We start from the raw sequence: 20626 nt of genomic DNA, 5'->3' as shown, positions 1-20626 counted from the left end.
TGGTTAAATAGTTGCTTATTCGAAGTCTCCCTCTGACCATCTCCGAAAACGATTTGGTGAAAATGCCTCCAGAGAATAGGAGGATTTGCCTTGTACCAGTAATTCAGCCATCAGTTTTCCCGTGATTGGTGCCAACGCAATCCCATCTCCCTCGTGGCCCGCTGCCACAAAGAAGCCTGGCAACTTCTCTACTTCCCCTATAACAGGGATTCCATCCGGTGTAAACGGCCGCAGTCCTGCGAACGCCCGGATAATATTTACATCCTTCAGCGCTGGAAAGAAACGCATCGCTCTTCTCATAGTCACTTCCATCGCCTCTAGTGTATTCTCTCTGTCATAACCTACAAACTCTCTGGTGCTACCGATTACCAGCCCTCCGTTTTCTGTCTGCTCAATACTCAGACTCGCTCCCATGCGGAGCACCGCTTTATCTCCGACAGCTTCCGGTTTAAATTTTATCACATTATAGCGAGCACACTGTAAAGTCACATCCATAAACGGCCCTAAGGGTTCCGTGATAAACAGCTGCCCTTTTCTGGGTCTGATGGGCAGGTCTACACCTGCCATCGCCGCAATTTCCGCAGCCCAGGAACCAGCCGCATCGATCACTTGGTCTGCGTAATAGGTTCCTTTTGAAGTCTCCACCCCCATCACCCGGCCCATTTTTACCAGAACATCTGTCACTTCAGTATTGGAGAGCACCTGAGCCCCCAGCCGTTTTGCTGCCTGGACATAGGCAAACGTCAATCTTATAGGATTCACCTTGCCACTGGTAGGAGAATATAATGCCCCATACAAATCCGGGTTTAACTGCGGCTCTATCTTGCAGGCCTCCTCTATAGAAATCATACGGATATCCACTCCGCTTTGTCTCTGCTCTTTCACAATCTCCGAGAGAATTTCCCACTCCAACTTTGTCTCTGCCGGCTGCATTCCGCCGCAGTCTTTTCGGTACTCGATATCCATACCCAGCTCTTTTGAGAGTTCCTCGAACATGGCGATACTTCGAATTGCCAACTCCATCTGAAGACCTGGTTTCTTTGTATGATAACCCACCACACCATCAGAAGCCCCAGCGGACCCGCTACAATTATCTTTTTTCTCAATCATCAGAACTTTCTTTCCCATCTTGCTCAGATAGTACGTGATCGAGCTTCCGATCACTCCGCCTCCGATGACGATAATCTCTGGCCTATTCATCTTCGCTACCTCCAAGGATACCAATCTTCACTGGTCTGACCGGCATTCTTTTGGTCTGCGGCAAAATCTGTTCCATAGGAATTCCAGTCTCCTGAGAAATAATCTTGGCCACCAGCCGCTCACAGGTCTTTCCCTGACACAGTCCCATTCCGGCACGTGTCCTTCTCTTCACCCCGTCCACTGTCGTTGCCCCTTGCTCGATAGCATCCAAGATTTCTTGCCTGGTCACTTCCTGGCAACGGCAAATAATAATGTCATTTTCCATCATTCCCCCTCCTGTTTGGCCCTAAGCCTCTGAATGCTTCTGACTTCATCCACATATTCCATGGGCACTGCGATGCTAATCACCGTTGTCCCCTGATAGGCCTTCTGTTGTCTCACTTTCAGAACCCTCGCGTCACAGACCACTTCTCCGCCGCGGTTAACTGCTTTCACCCAGTCTCCCTCTTTCGGCAAAGGCAAATATTCAAATGGAAAGTCAATCGTACCTTCTTCCTCACTGTAGCTCTTATCTACAATCGTAATCGCCAAACCTGGACAGGCTGCCACACATAGGCCGCAACCCGTACATTTCTCTTCTTCTATACAGGGAAGATTTGTGATCTGCTCTCCGATATGTATCGCGTGAAACCTACAGGCACTCTCACAGGGATTGCATGGAATCTCCTGCACACATTCAATTACCGCCACGCGGCCTTCTTTCATTCGTTTCTGGGAGGGAACCCCCGGTGCGCTTTGCAGCTCCTCCTGGGAGGGGATTCCAGTGTACACAACTCCTTCTCTCACAGCACGTTCCCTCCTTCTCTATAAATACGCATGTCTTCCAGCTGTTTTTCCTTAGATGCCCTTCGTCTCTCCCCAAAGACCCCAGAGCGCAGTGTATTTAGCCTTCTCTGTATCTGTTCTTTTTTCTCCTGTGCTTCTTCCTGACTAAGATATCCCAAAGCCCAGGCTGCACAGACTCCTGCCATGTTTCCCTCTTCCATCGCTGAGGAAGCCTCCTCGACACCAGTGATATCTCCCGCCACGTACACCCCCTCTACAGTTGTCTCCATATTGGAATCGTGAAGGGGAACGTGGCCACCGAAGGCCGGAATGAAATCAAATTTACAGCCGACCATCCAGGCAAGTTCTGTCATTGGATTTAATCCTACCGCAAGACAGACGGTATCCACTTGAAAATTTTTCTCTGTCCCCTCGATTAAATTCCACTTCTCATCAACAGCCGCGATCTCCACACCTTCTACCTCTTCCTGGCCATAGACACGCTTAATGGTATGTCCCACATAAATAGGAACACCTGCCCGCCTGATTTTTCCTGCATGAACTCCATAACCCCCGATCTTAGGAGCTCCCTCCACGAGAGCCACCACCTCAGCTCCTGCCTGCATCAGCTGATACGAGACAATCAGTCCCACATTTCCAGAACCGACCATAAGAATCCTTTTTCCTGGAAGCACACGGTTTACATTGACCATGGTCTGAGCTGCCCCGGCTCCCATGACCCCAGGCATCGTACTACCTGGAAATGCCATATAGTTTTCTTTGGCCCCGCTGGCAATAATGATCTTTTTCGCGCTCACCGAATAGTTTCTTCCCTCATGAACAACACCCATGCTTTTGTCCGGCAAAAGACCATAGACCAAGCTATCCAGCATTACATCCGCTCCACTGTCTCGGACCTGGCACAGCAACTCTTCTCCAATGAAATAGCCCCTCACACCGGCATGGTGCTCTTTGGACCCAAAAAACTTGTGAATCTGCTTAAACAGCTGACCTCCCGGACGTTTATTTTCATCAATCAGAGTCACTTTGGCACCGGCACGAGCCGCCTGATATGCCGCTGACAAACCGGCTGGACCAGCCCCAATCACCGCCACATCCGTCGTAATCTGTCTCATCTTTCGCCCTCCCCCTCAATCTTTAAGGCAGAAAGACCCTCCTGCTTCTCCACCCGCATTCCATCTCGCACATAAGTGACACAGGTTCTGGTATTGGGAACTCCATCCACAATCATCATACAGTCTGTGCACCGCCCTATAGCACAAAAGATACCTCTGGGCTCTTTTCTGCGTGCCGTTGTGCGGAATACACGAATTCCCGCATTCATCAATGCAGATGCCACCGGTTCTCCTTCATAGGCCTCTAACGGCTGTCCATTGTAATACAGCGTTACTCTTTTTTGATCTGGAAGATCTCCCAAAATAGGGTGCTTCTCCACTCTCATCGCTTTGTATCCTCTCTTTTCAACTTTTGTATAGATTCTATGGCTATTATTGTATTTAAAAATTGCACAACCTCAGAACTCTCCCGAACCTATTGCATACGAGGCATCTCAAAAGTGAAAGTTCAAAAATTGTGCAACGCCCTTATCCACTGAGGGTATCTCTCCAGCATGAATCTCAATCCCTGGTAAATCCTTTCGCAAAGTCTGGAGTTCCATGCAGATCATAAGGTGTTATCTGATACACATAATAATTCAGCCAGTTCGTATACAGATTATTCGCATGTGCCCTCCACATCAGCAACGGTTTAATCTGCGGATCATCATTCTGATAATAATTTTTCGGCAACTCTATAGGCAGCCCCTTCTCCACATCTCTTTTGTATTCCCCATCTAAAGTCACACGATCATACTCTGGATGACCCATCACAAAAATCTTTCGTCCCTCTTCCGCCATGGCCAAAAACAGACCTGCTTCCTCCGATTCTGCCAAGACAGTTAGTTCCTTACATTTGCGTATTTCCTCCATGGGTACTTCTGTATGACGGGAATGAGGTGCCAAAAACATATCGTCAAATCCTCTGACCAGAGGAATTTTTCGATTTGACACCCTGTGCCAGAACAGGCCAAACATCTTTTTTTCCAGCGGCCTTTTCTGAAGTCCATAGTGGTAATAGAGACCCGCCTGGGCCGCCCAGCAAAGGTATATTGTGGAAGTGACACTGTTATTCGTCCATTCCATAATCTCCTTGAGCTCCTCCCAATAGTCTACTTTCTCAAACTCCATCTGTTCTACAGGCGCTCCTGTTATAATCATACCGTCAAATCTACGGTCCTTAATCGTCTGAAATGTCTCATAAAATTTATTGAGATGGCTCATGGACGTATTTTTGGACTCATGGCTCTCCACTGTCATAAAAGTCACATCCACCTGAAGAGGTGTGTTGGACAGAGAGCGCAGAAGCTGCAATTCCGTCTCCTCCTTTAAAGGCATCAAATTCAAAATCAAAATCTGAATTGGTCGCACATCCTGGTGCACCGCCCGCTTTTCATCCATCACAAATATATTTTCTCTCTCTAAGATCTCCTTAACTGGGAGATCACTCTGTATCTTAATTGGCATACTTTCTCCTGTCCTTTTCCTTTTTTGTATATTCTGTTTAGCTACAAGCTTTCGTCCATTCTCCTACCTGTAACAGTTATGTCTCATTTTACTCCCATAAGCCTGTCATTGACAAGATTTACTTTTATTTTTTCAGGCTCCTGTTACGGATTCAGCATCTCTAAGAACTCTTCCTCCGAGATGATAGGTACTCCCAATGCTTTCGCTTTCTTATTTTTAGACGAACTAGACGCTGTATCATTGTTAATCAGATAACTCGTCTTAGAGGTAACTGTCCCGGTCACCTTGCCTCCCTGCTCCTCTATAGCCTCCTTCACCGCATTTCTGTTGGGAAAATGCTCCACACTTCCGGTAATCACGAAATTCAGTCCTTCCAGCGATTTTTTCAGCGTCTCCGCAGGTTTCTCGAGGCGCAGATGACTCACAAGATGTTCCAATTTTTTCTGATTTTCCTCATTTTCCAAAAATCGAACCAAATTTTTAGCGATCACAGGGCCAATTCCATCGATCCCGCTGACTTCGTCCTCCGAGGCATTCTTCAATCGCTCCAAGTCATAGTCAAAGTGACGACAGATTACCTTGGCGTTGGCCAGACCTATGTTGGGAATTCCGAGGCTATATATCATCTTTGGAAGCGTAGTATCTCTCGCTTTCTCGATACTGGACACCAAATTGTCAAAGGATTTCTCTCCTAGTCCTTCCATCTCCGTGATCTGTTCCCTATAGCGTTCCAGTTCAAAAATATCTCCAAAATCATGAATGAACCCTCTGGCAATCAGCTTCTCCAAAGTAGCCTCAGAAAGTCCTTCCACATTCATCGCATCCCGGCTCACAAACAGTGTAAATGCTTTAATTCGCTTTGCCTGACACTGGGGATTCATACAGTACAAGGATTCCACTTCATTTTCTTTGATCACTCTGGCTTCCTGACCGCAGACCGGACAGGCATCTGGAATGGTCAGATTTCCGCTCCTTGTGAGATTCTCTGCGATCTGCGGAATAATCATGTTCGCTTTGTACACCTGAATGTGATCTCCGATGCCTAGTTGCAGCTCCTTTAAAATACTGATATTGTGGACACTTGCTCTGCTCACTGTCGTCCCCTCCAACTCCACAGGCTCAAAAATCGCCACTGGATTAATCAGACCTGTTCTAGAAGGGCTCCATTCCATCTCCTTTAAAACCGTCTCTTTCGTCTCATCCGCCCATTTAAAAGCATAGGAGTTTCTGGGGAACTTTGAGGTACTCCCCAAGGAATCCCCGTAAGCAATATCATCGTAAATTGCAACCAGTCCGTCGGAAGGAAAGTCATTCCGCTCAACCGCTTCTGAAAAATATTGAACAGACTCCTCTAAATTCTCTGAGGTGACAATCCGATATTCCACTACATCAAATCCCTGGGATTTTAGCCATCTCATTTGAAAATCTCTGGAATTTCGAAAATCCACGTCTTGAGCGCTCACCAAGGCAAACGCCAAAAACTGCACATTTCTCTTTGCTGTAATTTCATTGCTCAGCTGGCGCACAGAACCGCTGCAAAGATTCCTCGGATTTTTATAGCGAGCCTCTATCTGTGCGATGGAGGCGTTGATTCTCTCAAAATCTGAATACGTGATAACCGCTTCTCCCCTCAGAACCAACTTCCCTTTATAGGGAATAGTAAGCGGAATATTTTGAAATACTCTCGCATTGTTCGTGATAACCTCACCGACGATTCCATTACCTCTAGTCACTGCCTTTGACAGCTTTCCCTCCTCATAAGTCAAGACAATTGTTAGGCCGTCCAATTTCCAAGACAAAAGAGACCTGTGATCTCCAATAAACTCTCGGAGCTCCTCCATATCCTTCGTCTTATCCAACGATAGCATCGGAGTCTCATGGGTCTCTTTCGGCAATTCATCGAGAGCCTGATATCCTACCTGTACCGTGGGACTATTGGCCAAGATCACCTTCGTCTCCTGCTCTAGCTTTACCAGTTCATCATAAAGCCTATCATACTCTAGGTTACTCATAATCTCCCGGTCTTCCTGATAGTAAGCCTTCGATGCCTCATTTAACTTTTGTACCAGCTCTTTGATTCTCTCCACTGCTGTGTCCATAGATTCCTCCTGTTTTTCTGCACGGTACACTCGAAGAGTCTACCAGCAATCTTTGAAGTTCTCTCCACTCCTCGGAAGTCACTTCTCTATACGCTCCCACCGGAAGCTTACCTAGTTTCAGATTCATAATCCTAGTTCGATTCAGTCTCACCACCCGATATCCAAAGTATTCGCACATACGTCTTATTTGGCGATTCAGTCCCTGAGTCAAAATGATCTGAAAGCTTTTTTCCCCCGTTCTTTTAATCTGGCAGGGACGGGTGACCGTTCCCAATATAGGAACTCCCTTAGCCATCTTTGACAAAAACTCCTTTGTGACAGGATGGTCGACCGTAACCTGATACTCTTTCTCATGGTAATTCCCCGCTCGCATAATTTTATTCACCAATTCTCCTTGATTGGTCAGTAAAATTAATCCCTGAGAGTCCACATCCAGACGTCCCACGGGATAGACACGAATCGGATAATTCACAAAATCCACAATATTATCTTTCTGATTTTTCGCCGTACATATAATTCCTCTGGGTTTGTTCAAAAGTAAAAGGACTTTAGGCTGTCCCTGTCTGATCTCGCGATTATCCACCCGTATTTGTTGGTCAACAGACACCTTCTCCCCGGTCACAGCCTTTCTGCCGTCCACCGTTACACGCCCTTGCAGTATCAGAGAATCTGCCTCTCTGCGGGAACACACGCCAGCGTCGCTTAAATATTTATTCAATCTGATCTTTTCCATACTCATTTTTTTATTATATTATTTTTTGAACCAATGCGCAACGTAAAGTCAAAAATTTGTCTTACCGTCACTGACACCCGCATAACAGTTCTGTTACTATTCATTCACTTGCAGTTCGTGAGCAAGTAACATCCGTTAGTAACTATTCAGCCATGCGATTGATAAGAACAAAAATCCGGAGCAAGCTTGCTTGCAGAAACGTTTGTCTCTTATCAGGCAAATGGCGCTTAGCCATAAGCGAGGATTTCGCCGCATATGCGACGATATAAGCTGCGCAGCAGCTAATCCGAGCTGTTATGGCTGAATAGTTACATCCGTTCTGCCATCTTTTTCATCCAGTATTGTGTTTTGACAAAATTCGCTGTATTATTATTGTATTCTCGTAATTTCTTGTATCTAACTTTTCGAGAACGATTCATGTACTCTTGAAAAATCACTTTAGAAAAAGGAGGAAACAAAGTGCCAGGTCGGAAAAAACGAACTAACCGGGTACTGATTCTGATTACCGTGCTGCTCTGCTTAGCTTTCGGCACGATATTCACACAGTCAAGCTCTGCCGTGGAACCAAAATCAAATCAGGATACCCTGCCGGATATTATCGTAGCCGATGATGCTGACACTGCCGGCAATGAGCACTCTTCAAAGAGGGAATCCCAAAAAATCTCCCAAGAAAGAACAGAAGAGGATGCTGTCCCCCAAAAGCAAAACTCAGAAAATGAAATTTCAGGCCAATGGGCTTTCTCAAAAGATCAATGGTACTACTACGTGGACGAAAAACCAGTCACTGGCTGGAAAACCATCGGTTCTAACACTTATTATTTTAATAAAAAAGGAGTCATGAAAACTGGTTGGATCAAAGTAAAAAACACCCGTTACTATCTGGACGATGATGGAATTATGCAGACTGGCTGGATAAACTTGGATGGCAAATCTTACTATCTGCGCGACGACGGCAGCCTTGACACTGACGCTTCAAGAACCGAAAAGGCCAAAAGCAGCTATGCACAGATAGAACTTCAGAACTCTTTAAACCCTTTGAAACCTTCTGAAAAGACAAAAAGCGAAAATAGAGCTGTTAAAAAAGCCACGAAAAAAAAGTCTCCCCGTAATACACCAAAGCAGAAAAAAACAGAGAACTCCAACACGGTCACCATGGACAAAGCTCCCAAAGGGGCACAGGTCGCTCTTACTTTTGACGATGGCCCCGGTATATACACCGACCGACTTTTGGACGCTCTGGAAAAAAACAATGCAAAGGCAACTTTTTTCATGGTCGGTACCAATGTGTCTGATTTTCCCGACACGGTCAACCGAATGGAAAAATTAGGCTGTGAGCTTGGGAACCATACTTATTCCCATAAAGACTTGACTTCCTTAAGTTCAGACGAAATCTCCGACCAGGTAGAGGATATGAATTACGGATTAAATGAATTTCTGGGACACGGATCTAGTTTGGTACGTCCCCCTTACGGTTCTGTCAATGAGGCCGTCCAAAGCAACGTGAATTATCCACTTATACTCTGGTCTTTGGATACGTTAGACTGGGAAACTCTCGACACACAAGCCACCGTTAAAAACGTCTTTGAAAATGTTCAAGATGGAGACATCATTTTAATGCATGATATTTATGAAAACTCAGTGGCGGCAGCCGAAATTCTCATTCCTGAGTTAATAAAACAAGGATATGAATTGGTGACAGTTAGCGAACTGGCACATTCCAAAGGAGTTGACCTACAGGCAGGCCAAGTTTACGGTTCGATAAACTAGAGCTTCTCCTATCTGTCGCGATGCCATAGCCAGTTCGCAGCACTACTGCGTTACCCGGCAAACGTTTGCTCGTGCAAGCACAGTCGTCGTTTGCCGGGCTTATTACACAAAAAAGACCTTGCCACTTTTATAGTGACAAGGCCTTTTCTGCCATATAACCTTATTTTATTATTTATTCAAGTAATTCCCCGTAAATGTAACCGGTCTGACCCTCATATTCGATCTGTACCCAATCACCTTCTGTACTCAACCGCGTCACTTTGCCTCCTGCTTCTACGCCTCCAATCACTTCAGAATCAGAGGATGCTTCTGCACGAATATTGGCATCTTCTACCGCAGTCATAGTCTCTTCGTCTGCACTCTGGCTCTCTTCGCCAAGACCTTCCAAAAACTCTTTCAATTCCTCGTCTTCTTCCTGAACCTTCGTGTAATCACTTTGAACTTGATCCACCAGCTTTTCGACATCCTCATCTTTCAAAAGACTATCCATGTATTTCTGTACTTTTTCGTCTTCTTCAGCTTTTGAGTATATCTTCAGCGCCCCCTCCGACTCAGTCTTCACATAGAGCTGACTCAGTGCTGGAACTGGAGTATCAATTCCTGTACAGACATAATCATACTGTGCATATACGACATATTCCCCAGAATCAATTCCTTTTTTCGTATATACCTCCAGATTCTCGTATCCATCAATATATTTTGCGTTGGTAACTTTGGCCTCCTCGGTGGGATCCAGTTCATCCACGACAGTCCGAATTGTATCCACATCTTTGTTTCCCAAAGCATCATAATATTTCTGAATTAACGCATTTACTTTCGGATACTTGTTTTTCTCAATGGGATTTGCATTTTCATTCTTCTCGTCTGACTCCCCACTATTTTCCGGAGAAGAAGGATCATTTCCCTTGTTATTCTCTGTAGACTCATCCACCACCTCAGCAGCGTCACCCTTCATGGCGCTGGAGCAGGCACGAACTCCAAAGAATAATCCAGCAATAATTACCAGAACACCCGCGCCAAGAAGAATATAGCGAAGGTTATCTGATAACCACTCTCTAAAATTATCCAAGTTCTTGTCCTCCTTATGAATCGAACACACAGGTCATCCCTACCCCGTGCAACACACCTGGAGGGAATCGAACCCCCGCACATGGTACCGGAAACCACTGCTCTATCCCCTGAGCTACAGGTGCACATGTTATAGTATTTCTCCCCGAACCCTATTAAATTGGCATTCAGAAAGCGAAAGCACTCTCATAACACTTCTCATACTATAACATATTTCTCCTTTATTGTAAAGCTTTTTTACCTATCCCCCCACTGTGACAGCAAAATCCCTTTCTTATCCCCATTTATTTGGTCTTATTCTCCTCAAATTTGGGATAGAGTGATTTTCTATTACACATATGCTCCTCTGTGGACGCGCATGAAGGTTACCCGTGTATACTATCATCTACCCGATCGTAATAATAAACCTTCGAGGACAAAACTTCCGGCTCCGGGACCTGTGTCTCATTCACCTCCTCCACCATTTCCTGTAACATTTGCTTGGAGCATCCCATTCCTTCCGGAACAAGAATGCACTCATGAATGCTGCTGGGAAGAATAAAAAAATTTCGTCTCATCCATCGTGCGATCTGCCGCAATGTTCCCGGATACAAAATCGCCGCCGCTCCTAAAAATTTTTGGACATTAGTCAGCAGATACATAGGAATTCCCGAGTTCTCTTGAGACACCTCAAAATCCATCTGAGTCCCTAGTTCTCTGATCACTTCTTCTAAAGGGTGAAAATATACCGGACATATCCTCGGCGTATTCTCAGCAGCTTTCTCCTCCAATTCATTCACCTCAATCCGAAAAGCCTTGATCTCCTCATTGGTAATCAGTCTGCGGTGCGTGCCTCCGTCTTCCACCCTTGCAAACACAATCGCCAAATCCAGGTAAGAAATATAAGGTACTCTCTGCAACAATTTTTCATTCTTCTCATAATTTAACAGCTGGTATACAACAACGGATTCGTCTTTCATTTTCTACTCCTTTCCGTTCTCACGACAAATAAGCCCTGCAATGCGAGGCTGTTACTATGTGTTAGACAAGCGTAAAGGAAAAAAACTTAGGAAACTTAGATAAACACTATGATTTAAATTGGGGATTTTTATAGATATGAAATAAGAATTTGATCTGTGGGTCTGCCCTGCGAGTGCGCATCCATGGCGGAGCGTTTATGTCATAAGAAAGAACTTTTACACATTCTCGTGACAAGGTCTTTCCTATGACAGAACAAACCCACAGCAATGTTTTTGATAGATCTGCGAGTATTTATGCTCTCGATAAATACTCTCCTGTTCTGGTATCAATTTTAATCACATCGCCCTGGTTTACAAACAACGGCACATTTACAGTAGCGCCTGTCTCAACCGTAGCCGGTTTGGTAGCACCCTGAGCTGTGTCACCTTTAAACCCTGGCTCAGTCTCTGTGATCTCTAACTCAACAAATAAAGGCGGCTCAATGGCAAAGACATTTCCATTGTGTGAACATACCTTCACACTTTCATTTTCTTTTACAAACTTCAAAGCATCGCCCACTGCATCCACAGAGAGAGCAATCTGCTCAAAAGTCTCATTGTCCATGAAATTATACATCTCACCATCAAAGTACAGATACTGCATATCCACGCGCTCAATTCTAGCCTGTGGAAATTTCTCTGTAGGGCGGAAGGATTTCTCTAAAACCGCACCGGTGATAATGTTTTTATATTTGGTTCTCACGAATGCCGCACCTTTTCCTGGCTTAACATGCTGGAACTCTACGATTTGACATACGTTTCCATCAATTTCCAGTGTAATTCCGTTCTTGAAATCGCCTGCTGAAATCATAAATTTTCCTCCTTAATGTACACTTGACTATGTTCCATTCTATAATATTCACTGAATTTTTTCAACTGTTTTTTGGTAGTTTTCCAGTTTCTCCTTAATTTCACAAATTAACCCTTCAAAAGGTTTCACCCCAGTCACCACCTGAATATCTGACATTTTCTCGTACACAGGGTCTCGAACTGCGAGTAATTTTTTAATTTTTTCAGGCAGATTCTCCCCGGCGTGAAAACTACTGCTTCCCTCCAGCCTCTTAGCTAGAGTCTCCACCGAGGCTTTCAAGTAGATCACGATTCCTAAATCTTTTAAGTACTTCTGATTCTGTTCCTGAATCGGAAGCCCTGCCCCGATAGAAATCACCAACGGCTTGTCCAGTTCTATCAACTCTTTAATTTCTCTCGTCTCCAAAGCCCTGAAAAACGGCTCTCCAAATTTTGTATAAATCTCATTCACACTCATCTTCATGTGACTCACAATACTTTTATCTACGTCCAGATACGGAAGATTCAGATCCTTGGCCAGACGTTTCCCCACTCTCGTCTTACCAGAGCCATTAAATCCCATAATGACTATATGATTCTTCACTTTCGCCCCTCCTCTTTGTATGGCAGCCTCATCCGCTGCAAAATCTTTTGTTTATCTTTTTTCTTTCAAATAGAAATGCAGAACAATTTTCTCCAGATACCTCTTCAACACAATCTGTATCTCTTCTTTGGGATGAATGGGTTTCACCAGAATATTCCGTATTCCGGCTCGTTTCGCTCCCCAAATATCTGTAAAAAGCTGGTCTCCGATAAAAACTGTGTTCGTTCGGTCTGTTCCCATAAGCTTCATTGCCCTGTTATAGTTTTTCACGGAGGGCTTATGGGCATTCTCGATGAATTTCTGTTTGATCGGACGATTGAAAGACTCCACTCTCTCTCTTTGATTGTTGGATAGAAAACAACACTGAAATCCCAAATTCTTCAGTCTCGCAAACAGCCGCAAAGATCTCTCGTCTTGGGGCTTCCCGTGGGGAACTAACGTGTTGTCAATATCAAAAATTAACCCGCGGTATCCTTTAGCATACAGCCCCTCAAAATCTATCTCATAAGCCGAATCCAGATATTGATCTGGAAAAAAACATTGAAACATGCATCTGACCTCTCGTTCTATCTCTTTTCTAATGGCACGTATGGAATTTCCTCCATGACATTTTTATATGCCGGACGGATGATTTTATCCGTATTAATCAACTCTTCCATACGATGAGCGCTCCATCCTACGATTCTTGCAATGGCAAACATCGGCGTATACAGCTCCAGAGGAAGATCTAGCATACTGTACACGAATCCACTGTAAAAATCCACATTGGCGCTGACTCCTTTATAGATTCTGCGCTCCTCAGCAATAATCTTCGGAGCGAGACGCTCTACCATCGCATACAGATTGTAGTCTTTCTGGCGTCCCTTTTCCACAGCCAGTTCTTTGACGAACCCTTTGAACACCTCAGCACGCGGATCTGAAATGGAATAAATTGCATGCCCCATACCATAAATCAAACCTTTTTGATCAAATGCCTCTTTATGGAGCAGTTTTCTCAGATAAGCACCAACTTCCTCCTCATCATTCCAATCTTTCACATGATGTTTCAGATCATGGAACATCTTTACCACCTTTAAATTTGCACCGCCGTGTTTCGGGCCTTTTAAAGAACCCAAAGCCGCAGCAATGGCTGAGTATGTATCTGTGCCTGATGAAGACACCACATGGGTCGTAAATGTAGAGTTGTTACCACCGCCATGCTCCATATGAATCACAAGAGCTAAATCTAAAATCTTAGCCTCCAGCTCTGTATATTTCCGATCTGGTCTTAACATCAGCAGCAAATTTTCTGCCGTGGACAGCGAGCGGTCTGGGTGGTGAATATACAAACTTTTCCCCTTCTCATAGTGATTATATGCCTGATATGCGTAGACAGACAGAAGTGGAAATACACTGATTAGATTGATACACTGACGCAGAACATTTGGCAGTGAGACATCATCTGGGTTATTGTCGTAGGAGTATAAAGTCAACACGCACCTGGACAGAGCATTCATAATGTCCTTGCTCGGTGCTTTCATAATCACGTCTCTCACGAAATTTCGAGGAAGAGAACGCTGATTTGCCAGAACCTTCTGGAAATCTTCCAGCTCTTTCGCGTTCGGCAGCTTTCCAAATAGCAATAAATAAGTAGTTTCCTCAAATCCGTATCTGTGATTTTTCAAAAATCCCTGTGTCAAATTTTTGATATTGATGCCGCGGTAGAATAAATTTCCCTCACATGGTACTTCTTTTCCGTCGACCACTTTAACAGCCTGCACATTGGATATTCTGGTAAGGCCCGCCAGAACCCCTTTTCCATTTACATCTCTCAGACCTCTTTTTACATCATATTTTCCGTATAACTCCACATCGATCTTGCTGTTTTCCTTACAGATGTCTGTGAGATGTTCGATTTCCGGTGTTACTTTCATATTAAATCCTGACATTTCTTACGTCCCCTTTCTTTTTGTTTTCTATCTTTTCCCTCCCTGAAAAAATACATACTTATGGAATCCCTTAACATAGATCCACATTTCTCTCATTATATCATTATTTTCCATCTGGGTCTAGTGCATTCCCAATCTCTCAGCGACTCCGAGAATGCCAAACAAAGACCGCTCCTCGTACAGCATAGGCTCCACATTAGGAAAATAAGTCTTCATACGATAAATATAATAAATCAGCATTCCAATACCTAAAATCATCAACGGATACTGCATCCATCGAATCTCTCTTCCCAGAACGTATCTGAACAGAATCGCAATCCCTGCCAACAGCAATACTCCAAAAAAGAACGGATGTATCTGAAAAGCTCCTTGAAAGTCCCCTCTCAGAAAAAGCAGTCCTGCCCGTGTCATTCCACAGGCAGGACAAGGCAAACCGGTAATTCCGCGAAAAGGGCAGACGCTCACATGTAAAAAGCTGTTCATAAATACGATATAGGCTGCTATAAACAGCAGAGGCTGAGCGTTATCCCGCAAATCACGATAAATTCTCATCCATATTTTTCTCATTTTTGACGATAGGTACTTAAGAAATCTTTCAGCTTCCCGGTAGCTTCCTCTAGCTGTCTTATGTTTGGCAGATACACGATTCGGAAATGATCCGGCTGCGTCCAGTTAAAGCCTTTTCCATTGACCACCAAAACTCTCTTCTCTCTCAAGAAATCCAGAGCGAACTGCTCGTCATTGGTGATATGAAATCTCTCCGTGTCAATTTTGGGGAAAATGTAAAAAGCAGCTCTTGGTTTTTTCACTGTAATTCCTGGGATGTCCTTTAACGCGTTATAGATAAATTCTCTCTGCTCATAAATTCTACCGCCCGGAACCAGGTACTCATTGACGCTTTGGTACCCACCCAGTGCAGTCTGCACGACACTCTGCGCCGGAACATTGGAACAAAGTCTCATATTCGAAAGCATATTCAAGCCTTCGATATATCCTTGTGCCGCAGCTTTATTTCCACTTAAGACCATCCAGCCCACGCGGAAGCCCGCAATCATGTGGGACTTCGACAGACCACTGAAGGTAACACAGAATACATCTGGAGCCAAAGAAGCAATCGAGGTATGTTTTAGTCCGTCCATCACTAAGCGGTCATAAATTTCATCCGAGAATATAATCAGCTCATTCTCCCTGGCCACCTGTACAATCTGTTCCAAAATCTCGTCAGGATACAAAGCCCCTGTCGGATTGTTCGGATTGATAATGACAATGGCCTTAGTACGGTCCGTGACCTTGCTGCGAATATCATCAATATCTGGATACCAATCTGCCTGTTCATCACAGATATAATGGACAACTTTGCCCCCTGCCAATGTCGCACTGGCTGTCCACAGCGGATAGTCTGGAGCCGGTATCAAAATTTCATCCCCATCATTTAAAAGCGCCTGCATGGAAATACTAATCAGCTCGCTGACTCCATTTCCCGTATAGATATCCTGCATTCCCACATTTGGAATATTTTTCTGCTGATAGTATTGCATAATTGCTTTTCTTGCAGAAAAAATACCTCTCGAGTCTGAATATCCCTGGGAATTTCGGATATTACTCATCATATCCAAAATCACCTCTTCCGGTGCAGAAAATCCAAAGGGGAAGGGGTTGCCGATGTTCAGTTTTAAGATCTCTTTTCCATCCTCCTCCATTCTCGCGGCCTCGTCCACCACCGGTCCGCGGACATCATACAGTACATTGTCCAACTTAGAAGATTTTCCAAAAGCTCTCATTTTCTTCACTCCTTCCAAAAATATATTTATTTATGCAGAAAGTCCGCTTTTCGTGGGCTTTCTGTTTTTGACAAACAGAATAAAAACCAATCCGCTGACCGCCATCAAAATCGGGTAGAAACAGTAAGGTATAATCTGATATGGCGTCAGTTGTGTGAGGCTGGCCGCTGACAGAAGCTGTGCCCCATATGGAATCAATCCCTGCCCCACAGAAGTAAACATATCTAAAAGTGACGCTGATCTTTTCGGGCTGATTTCAAACTCATCACTAATCTCTTTCGCGATAGGACCAGCCATGACGATCGCCACCGTATTGTTGGCCGTACACATGTCTACGAGTAGGGACAAAAACGCAATACCCAGTTCCCCGCCTTTCTTTCCTTTGATACGTTTCTTGATGAATTCCAGGATAAACTGAATACCGCCCATCTCCTTTACCAGAGACACAATACAGGCCACTACCATCGAAATTACTGTGATGTCATACATTCCCATAATGCCGCCGCTGCCATCTGCACCCTGGGCGATCACACGGAACATGTCCGCTGGCAGAATACTACCCGTGGCGATTCCCACAACCAAAGACAGGATAATACCGGCCAGAAGAACCAAAAACACGTTGAAACCGATCAAAGCTCCTACTAACACCACCAAATATGGCAGAACTCTCCAGATATTGTAGGAGAGATCTCCGCTAAGCTGAAAACTTCCATTTCTTGTCAAAATCACAAACAAGATGATCGTGATAACCGCCGCCGGAAGCACAATGAAGAAGTTCTCCTTAAATTTGTCCTTCATCTCGCAACCCTGTGTCTTTACCGCCGCGATCGTGGTGTCTGAGATCATGGACAGGTTATCTCCAAACATAGCGCCGCAGACCACCGCACCAATGCAGATTGGCATTCCAAAGCCAGTCTTCTCACTGATTCCCACTGCAATTGGAGCCAGAGCTGCAATCGTTCCCATGGACGTTCCCATGGATATTGAGATAAAACATCCAATCACGAATAAACCTGCCACTGCTACCGAAGACGGCAGAATCGACAGTCCCAGGTTTACGGTGCTCTCAACGCCCCCGGCCGCTGTGACTGCCCCGGAGAAACCTCCCGCCACTAAAAAAATCAGGCACATCGTGATGATATTGTCATCGCCCACACCCTGGGCCACAATATGTATTTTTTCATGAAAATCATGCTTTCTGTCCTGGATAAAAGCCACAAGCAGAGCGATTAGAAACCCAACAATTGCCGGCATACTGTTAAAATCACCGCTGACAAATCCAGAGCCCAAAAAAATCACCAAAAATACGATAATCGGCAGTAGTGCCCTGCCGTTTGCTTTTACTTTTCCTTCCATGTATCTTCCCCTCTCTATTCTTGTTTTCCCTCCAAAAGCTTACTCAGTTCTTCCATAAAAGTATTGACATCTTTGAATTCCCGATAGACAGACGCAAAGCGCACATAGGCCACTGCGTCCAAATTCTTCAGTTCTTCCATCACAATCTCGCCAATTCTTGTACTGGAAATCTCTCTTTCTTCTGTATTAAAAATCTTCCCCTCGATTGCATCAATGGCAGAATTAATTTTCTCCACCGGAACCGGACGTTTATAACAAGCCCTCAAAATACCTGCTTCAATTTTAGACCGCTCATACTGCTCCCGGTTCTGGTCTTTCTTGATTACAATCAACGGAATTGTCTCCACCTTTTCATAAGTGGTGAACCTTTTTCCACATGCATCACACATGCGCCTTCTACGGATAGAATTATTTTCCTCCACTGGCCTGGAGTCCACAACTCTGGTGTTATCCTGATTACAATACGGACATCTCATATATTTCTCCCCTCATATTCCGAATCAGTCTCAGACAGCTATCATGGAAATCGCTGCATTTCTTGTAAGTATACTGAAAATTCCAATTTCCGTCAAGAAAATTTCCAAAATCAGTTTATTATCTGATAACTATTCGTTACAGTTCAGTCCTCCAATGTCTCACAAGGCGTTTTCTAACTGAAACGCATAAACTGTCTTCCACCCCCATAGGTTTATAAAAAAGGATGGATCAGTCTATGCGTTTGTTCGAACTGCGTCAAAAAGAAATCATCAATATCTGCACCTGCAAAAGCCTGGGCTGTCCCGTGGATATAGACTTTGATATCTGCACCGGGCGTATGCTGGCGCTGATCGTCCCCGGTCCAGCCCGAATCTGCGGTTTTTTCGGCAGAGACAGCGAATATATCATTCCCTGGGAATGCATCCGCCAAATCGGCGAAGATATCATTCTGGTAGAAATCAAGGAAGATCGCTGCCTGAATAAAGATTTTTAGTACAGCGAATTTATAATTCGCTGTACTAGTTTATTTTTTCTCGATAATCAAGCCATCCCGGTACGCCTGAAGAAGCATCTTCAGCTCCCGAATCCGCTCTTTCAGCGCAGCTCCGTTGTCAGTGTCTCCCACAAGCCGCCTGCGCTGACTTCTGCGGACCGCCACCTGACGGGAAACGATATCCGTCTCTTCCCTCACCGCTGCCTCAGCCGACTTAAAAGGTTCATGAGCAGACAACAACAGACCGTAAGAATTGTAAATCAAGGTATACCCAGCAATTCCAGTTTCTTTCTGATAAGCCCTAGAAAACCCTCCGTCGATCACCAGAACTTTTCCATTACATTTTACTGGGCTCTCCCCATCCTGCTGATGTACTGGGACATGTCCATTGACAATATGAGCACCGGAAGTCTCCAAACCAAATTCCTTAAAAATCTGGTCCACCACCTTCTCATCTTCTAACAAGGAATAATATGGATTTTTCTTTTCTACATGCGTCTGCTTGTCCGCGATGAAATATCTCTCAAAAGTAGTCATCCGATCTTTTCCAAACAATGGGGAATTTGGCCCAGTCCAGATATACCAACAGATATCCTTTCCTTTCTCCTGTTCCACTGGGTCTAAAGCAAAAAATGCCTTTCTCACATAGACTTCCAGAGCATCGTACAGTGCTTTTCCATGATAACTCTTATCAAAGACCCTAACCTGTTTAAAGCTTCCATCTTCATTCAAAGGCACACAGCCATGGTATAACAGGTTTCCATTGTACACTTTGTAGAGATTCCCTTGACTGAGCAAAAGCTTCATGTGTCTTTGCAGTTTCTCACAGTTGATGAACGCTGAGCTCAGTCTCTCCATCACATCCGCCTCTTCTGGGGTCAGTTTGTAAGGATCTTTAGGATCTATTGTCGGAAATAAATTGTCCTTCAGCTTATATTCTTTTCCATAAATCTTGATCGTACCTTTTTCATAGTCAATTCTGTGCAGAAGTCTTCGGTCTTCCATTCCAAAGCCCGGATATTTCTCGATCAGTTGTCCCTCCAGCTTAAACTGTATCACTGAGATCGCCTTGTGCATTTTCATCCCCAAAGCTGCCTCAGTCTCCGTGGTATTTTTATCCCCTTTCAGCTTAAAACACTCACAGGGGTCATCCCGATACACATTCATTGCCAATCTGCCTAAAGGGAACATATTAATCCCGTATCCGTCTTCCAAAATATCCAGGTTTCCATAGCGCACACTGATTCGCACAATTGTGGCGATACACGCTTTTTGACCGGCGGCAGCTCCCATCCAGACAATGTCGTGGTTTCCCCACTGAATATCTAGAGAATGGTAATCACACAGCCGGTCCATAATAAAGTGAGGTCCTGGCCCCCGGTCATAGATATCCCCCAGAATGTGAAGATGGTCCACGACCAGTCGCTGTATCAGTTCTGCCAAGGCAATGATAAAATCCTCTGCCCTGCCAATGTCGATGATCGTATTGACAATGGCATTGTAATAGGCTTCTTTGTCCAGCACTTCTGACTTTTCCGTAATCAGCTCTTCAATGACATAGGCATAGTCCGGCGGCAGTGCTTTTCTCACCTTTGAGCGGGTATACTTGGAGCCTGTAATCTTGCACACCTCTATGAGCCGATAGAGCGTGATCTTATACCAATTCTCCATATCTTCTTCCGCTTTTTTCACCAGTTCCATCTTTTCCCTGGGATAATAGATCAAAGTCGCCAAGGAACGCTTATCTGCCGTGCTCAGCGTGTGCCCAAAAACATCGTCGATTTTTTTCCTCACAGCCCCGGAACCATTTCTCAACACATGGGAAAATGCCTCATACTCCCCATGAATATCTGTCAGAAAATGTTCCGTTCCTTTTGGCAAATTCACGATAGACTGAAGATTTATAATCTCCGTGGAAGCTTTTCCGATCGTGGGATACAGTTCTGCCAGACACTTCAGATAGCGCAGTTCTTCTTTGCTCATACC

21 protein-coding genes and 1 tRNA gene are annotated in these 20626 nt (G+C 44.6%); 2 read left to right on the top strand and 20 right to left on the bottom strand.

Annotated features, from left to right (window positions below):
• Positions 1-15: 15 nt before the first annotated feature.
• The 8 genes from BLHYD_RS06525 to rluF form a co-directional block, all read right to left on the bottom strand.
• Complete coding sequence (locus BLHYD_RS06525; protein ID WP_005946447.1) at positions 16-1200, bottom strand: NAD(P)/FAD-dependent oxidoreductase; 1185 nt, start codon at positions 1198-1200, stop codon at positions 16-18.
• Positions 1193-1468, bottom strand: a complete 276-nt coding sequence (locus BLHYD_RS06520; protein ID WP_005946445.1) for a (2Fe-2S)-binding protein — start codon at positions 1466-1468, stop codon at positions 1193-1195. The genes BLHYD_RS06525 and BLHYD_RS06520 overlap by 8 nt, the downstream gene beginning before the upstream one ends.
• On the bottom strand, positions 1465-1986 hold the full coding sequence (locus tag BLHYD_RS06515) for a 4Fe-4S binding protein (RefSeq protein ID WP_005946443.1): 522 nt from the start codon (positions 1984-1986) through the stop codon (positions 1465-1467). The genes BLHYD_RS06520 and BLHYD_RS06515 overlap by 4 nt, the downstream gene beginning before the upstream one ends.
• Complete coding sequence (locus BLHYD_RS06510; protein ID WP_005946441.1) at positions 1983-3101, bottom strand: NAD(P)/FAD-dependent oxidoreductase; 1119 nt, start codon at positions 3099-3101, stop codon at positions 1983-1985. The genes BLHYD_RS06515 and BLHYD_RS06510 overlap by 4 nt, the downstream gene beginning before the upstream one ends.
• Positions 3098-3427 (bottom strand): (2Fe-2S)-binding protein, encoded by a 330-nt coding sequence (locus BLHYD_RS06505; RefSeq protein WP_005946439.1) that lies wholly within the window; start codon positions 3425-3427, stop codon positions 3098-3100. The genes BLHYD_RS06510 and BLHYD_RS06505 overlap by 4 nt, the downstream gene beginning before the upstream one ends.
• A gap of 175 nt (positions 3428-3602) precedes the next feature.
• Positions 3603-4547: a homoserine O-acetyltransferase MetA gene (gene metA / locus BLHYD_RS06500; protein ID WP_005946437.1), complete on the bottom strand. Its 945-nt coding sequence runs from the start codon at positions 4545-4547 to the stop codon at positions 3603-3605.
• A 143-nt stretch (positions 4548-4690) separates the two neighbouring features.
• On the bottom strand, positions 4691-6646 hold the full coding sequence (ligA, locus tag BLHYD_RS06495; protein ID WP_021845992.1) for an NAD-dependent DNA ligase LigA: 1956 nt from the start codon (positions 6644-6646) through the stop codon (positions 4691-4693).
• On the bottom strand, positions 6597-7385 hold the full coding sequence (gene rluF / locus BLHYD_RS06490; RefSeq protein ID WP_005946433.1) for a 23S rRNA pseudouridine(2604) synthase RluF: 789 nt from the start codon (positions 7383-7385) through the stop codon (positions 6597-6599). The genes ligA and rluF overlap by 50 nt, the downstream gene beginning before the upstream one ends.
• A gap of 453 nt (positions 7386-7838) precedes the next feature.
• On the opposite strand from rluF, the gene BLHYD_RS06485 reads away from it, so the two are divergent.
• Positions 7839-9146 (top strand): polysaccharide deacetylase family protein, encoded by a 1308-nt coding sequence (locus tag BLHYD_RS06485; protein ID WP_055165241.1) that lies wholly within the window; start codon positions 7839-7841, stop codon positions 9144-9146.
• Between the two features lie 172 nt (positions 9147-9318).
• On the opposite strand, the gene BLHYD_RS06480 is transcribed toward BLHYD_RS06485, so the two are convergent.
• The 11 genes from BLHYD_RS06480 to nrdR all read right to left on the bottom strand — a co-directional run bounded on the left by BLHYD_RS06480 (position 9319) and on the right by nrdR (position 18146).
• Entirely contained in the window at positions 9319-10215 is an 897-nt protein-coding gene (locus BLHYD_RS06480; RefSeq protein ID WP_021845995.1) for an SH3 domain-containing protein, read from the bottom strand.
• Between the two features lie 52 nt (positions 10216-10267).
• A tRNA-Arg gene (locus BLHYD_RS06475) sits at positions 10268-10339 on the bottom strand.
• A gap of 240 nt (positions 10340-10579) precedes the next feature.
• Positions 10580-11173, bottom strand: a complete 594-nt coding sequence (locus BLHYD_RS06470; RefSeq protein ID WP_005946425.1) for a DUF5688 family protein — start codon at positions 11171-11173, stop codon at positions 10580-10582.
• 292 nt (positions 11174-11465) lie between these two features.
• Positions 11466-12023: an elongation factor P gene (efp, locus tag BLHYD_RS06465; protein ID WP_005946423.1), complete on the bottom strand. Its 558-nt coding sequence runs from the start codon at positions 12021-12023 to the stop codon at positions 11466-11468.
• 48 nt (positions 12024-12071) lie between these two features.
• Positions 12072-12605, bottom strand: a complete 534-nt coding sequence (locus BLHYD_RS06460; protein WP_021845996.1) for a shikimate kinase — start codon at positions 12603-12605, stop codon at positions 12072-12074.
• A gap of 51 nt (positions 12606-12656) precedes the next feature.
• The gene (locus BLHYD_RS06455) at positions 12657-13154 is read right to left on the bottom strand and encodes a YqeG family HAD IIIA-type phosphatase (RefSeq protein WP_005946420.1); all 498 of its coding nucleotides are present in this window, start codon (positions 13152-13154) and stop codon (positions 12657-12659) included.
• 17 nt (positions 13155-13171) lie between these two features.
• Entirely contained in the window at positions 13172-14533 is a 1362-nt protein-coding gene (locus BLHYD_RS06450) for a citrate/2-methylcitrate synthase (protein WP_005946418.1), read from the bottom strand.
• A 120-nt stretch (positions 14534-14653) separates the two neighbouring features.
• On the bottom strand, positions 14654-15085 hold the full coding sequence (locus tag BLHYD_RS06445; protein ID WP_050769854.1) for a DUF2752 domain-containing protein: 432 nt from the start codon (positions 15083-15085) through the stop codon (positions 14654-14656).
• Between the two features lie 11 nt (positions 15086-15096).
• Positions 15097-16314, bottom strand: coding sequence for an aminotransferase class I/II-fold pyridoxal phosphate-dependent enzyme (locus tag BLHYD_RS06440; protein WP_005946414.1), 1218 nt, complete (start codon positions 16312-16314; stop codon positions 15097-15099).
• Positions 16315-16344: 30 nt separating this feature from the next.
• Positions 16345-17670 (bottom strand): Na+/H+ antiporter NhaC family protein, encoded by a 1326-nt coding sequence (locus BLHYD_RS06435; RefSeq protein WP_005946412.1) that lies wholly within the window; start codon positions 17668-17670, stop codon positions 16345-16347.
• A gap of 14 nt (positions 17671-17684) precedes the next feature.
• Entirely contained in the window at positions 17685-18146 is a 462-nt protein-coding gene (nrdR, locus tag BLHYD_RS06430) for a transcriptional regulator NrdR (protein ID WP_021845999.1), read from the bottom strand.
• Positions 18147-18382: 236 nt separating this feature from the next.
• On the opposite strand from nrdR, the gene BLHYD_RS06425 reads away from it, so the two are divergent.
• Positions 18383-18640 carry a YlmC/YmxH family sporulation protein gene (locus BLHYD_RS06425; protein WP_005946409.1) on the top strand — a complete coding sequence of 86 codons (258 nt, stop codon included), beginning with the start codon at positions 18383-18385 and terminating at the stop codon, positions 18638-18640.
• Positions 18641-18670: 30 nt separating this feature from the next.
• On the opposite strand, the gene BLHYD_RS06420 is transcribed toward BLHYD_RS06425, so the two are convergent.
• Complete coding sequence (locus BLHYD_RS06420) at positions 18671-20623, bottom strand: fructose-bisphosphatase class III (protein WP_021846000.1); 1953 nt, start codon at positions 20621-20623, stop codon at positions 18671-18673.
• Between the last annotated feature and the right edge of the window lie 3 nt (positions 20624-20626).

Origin of the sequence: Blautia hydrogenotrophica DSM 10507 (assembly GCF_034356035.1) — a bacterium.
Lineage (GTDB): Bacteria > Bacillota > Clostridia > Lachnospirales > Lachnospiraceae > Blautia_A > Blautia_A hydrogenotrophica.
This window is presented reverse-complemented; position numbering and strand designations above follow the sequence as displayed.

Coding starts and splice junctions, on each gene's coding strand:
- BLHYD_RS06525 (WP_005946447.1), bottom strand. CDS start 1,200: ATGAATAGGCCAGAGATTATCGTCATCGGAGGCGGAGTGATCGGAAGC.
- BLHYD_RS06520 (WP_005946445.1), bottom strand. CDS start 1,468: ATGATGGAAAATGACATTATTATTTGCCGTTGCCAGGAAGTGACCAGG.
- BLHYD_RS06510 (WP_005946441.1), bottom strand. CDS start 3,101: ATGAGACAGATTACGACGGATGTGGCGGTGATTGGGGCTGGTCCAGCC.
- BLHYD_RS06505 (WP_005946439.1), bottom strand. CDS start 3,427: ATGAGAGTGGAGAAGCACCCTATTTTGGGAGATCTTCCAGATCAAAAA.
- metA (WP_005946437.1), bottom strand. CDS start 4,547: ATGCCAATTAAGATACAGAGTGATCTCCCAGTTAAGGAGATCTTAGAG.
- ligA (WP_021845992.1), bottom strand. CDS start 6,646: ATGGACACAGCAGTGGAGAGAATCAAAGAGCTGGTACAAAAGTTAAAT.
- rluF (WP_005946433.1), bottom strand. CDS start 7,385: ATGAGTATGGAAAAGATCAGATTGAATAAATATTTAAGCGACGCTGGC.
- BLHYD_RS06470 (WP_005946425.1), bottom strand. CDS start 11,173: ATGAAAGACGAATCCGTTGTTGTATACCAGCTGTTAAATTATGAGAAG.
- efp (WP_005946423.1), bottom strand. CDS start 12,023: ATGATTTCAGCAGGCGATTTCAAGAACGGAATTACACTGGAAATTGAT.
- BLHYD_RS06455 (WP_005946420.1), bottom strand. CDS start 13,154: ATGTTTCAATGTTTTTTTCCAGATCAATATCTGGATTCGGCTTATGAG.
- BLHYD_RS06450 (WP_005946418.1), bottom strand. CDS start 14,533: ATGTCAGGATTTAATATGAAAGTAACACCGGAAATCGAACATCTCACA.
- BLHYD_RS06445 (WP_050769854.1), bottom strand. CDS start 15,085: ATGAGAATTTATCGTGATTTGCGGGATAACGCTCAGCCTCTGCTGTTT.
- BLHYD_RS06440 (WP_005946414.1), bottom strand. CDS start 16,314: ATGAGAGCTTTTGGAAAATCTTCTAAGTTGGACAATGTACTGTATGAT.
- BLHYD_RS06435 (WP_005946412.1), bottom strand. CDS start 17,670: ATGGAAGGAAAAGTAAAAGCAAACGGCAGGGCACTACTGCCGATTATC.
- nrdR (WP_021845999.1), bottom strand. CDS start 18,146: ATGAGATGTCCGTATTGTAATCAGGATAACACCAGAGTTGTGGACTCC.
- BLHYD_RS06425 (WP_005946409.1), top strand. CDS start 18,383: ATGCGTTTGTTCGAACTGCGTCAAAAAGAAATCATCAATATCTGCACC.
- BLHYD_RS06420 (WP_021846000.1), bottom strand. CDS start 20,623: ATGAGCAAAGAAGAACTGCGCTATCTGAAGTGTCTGGCAGAACTGTAT.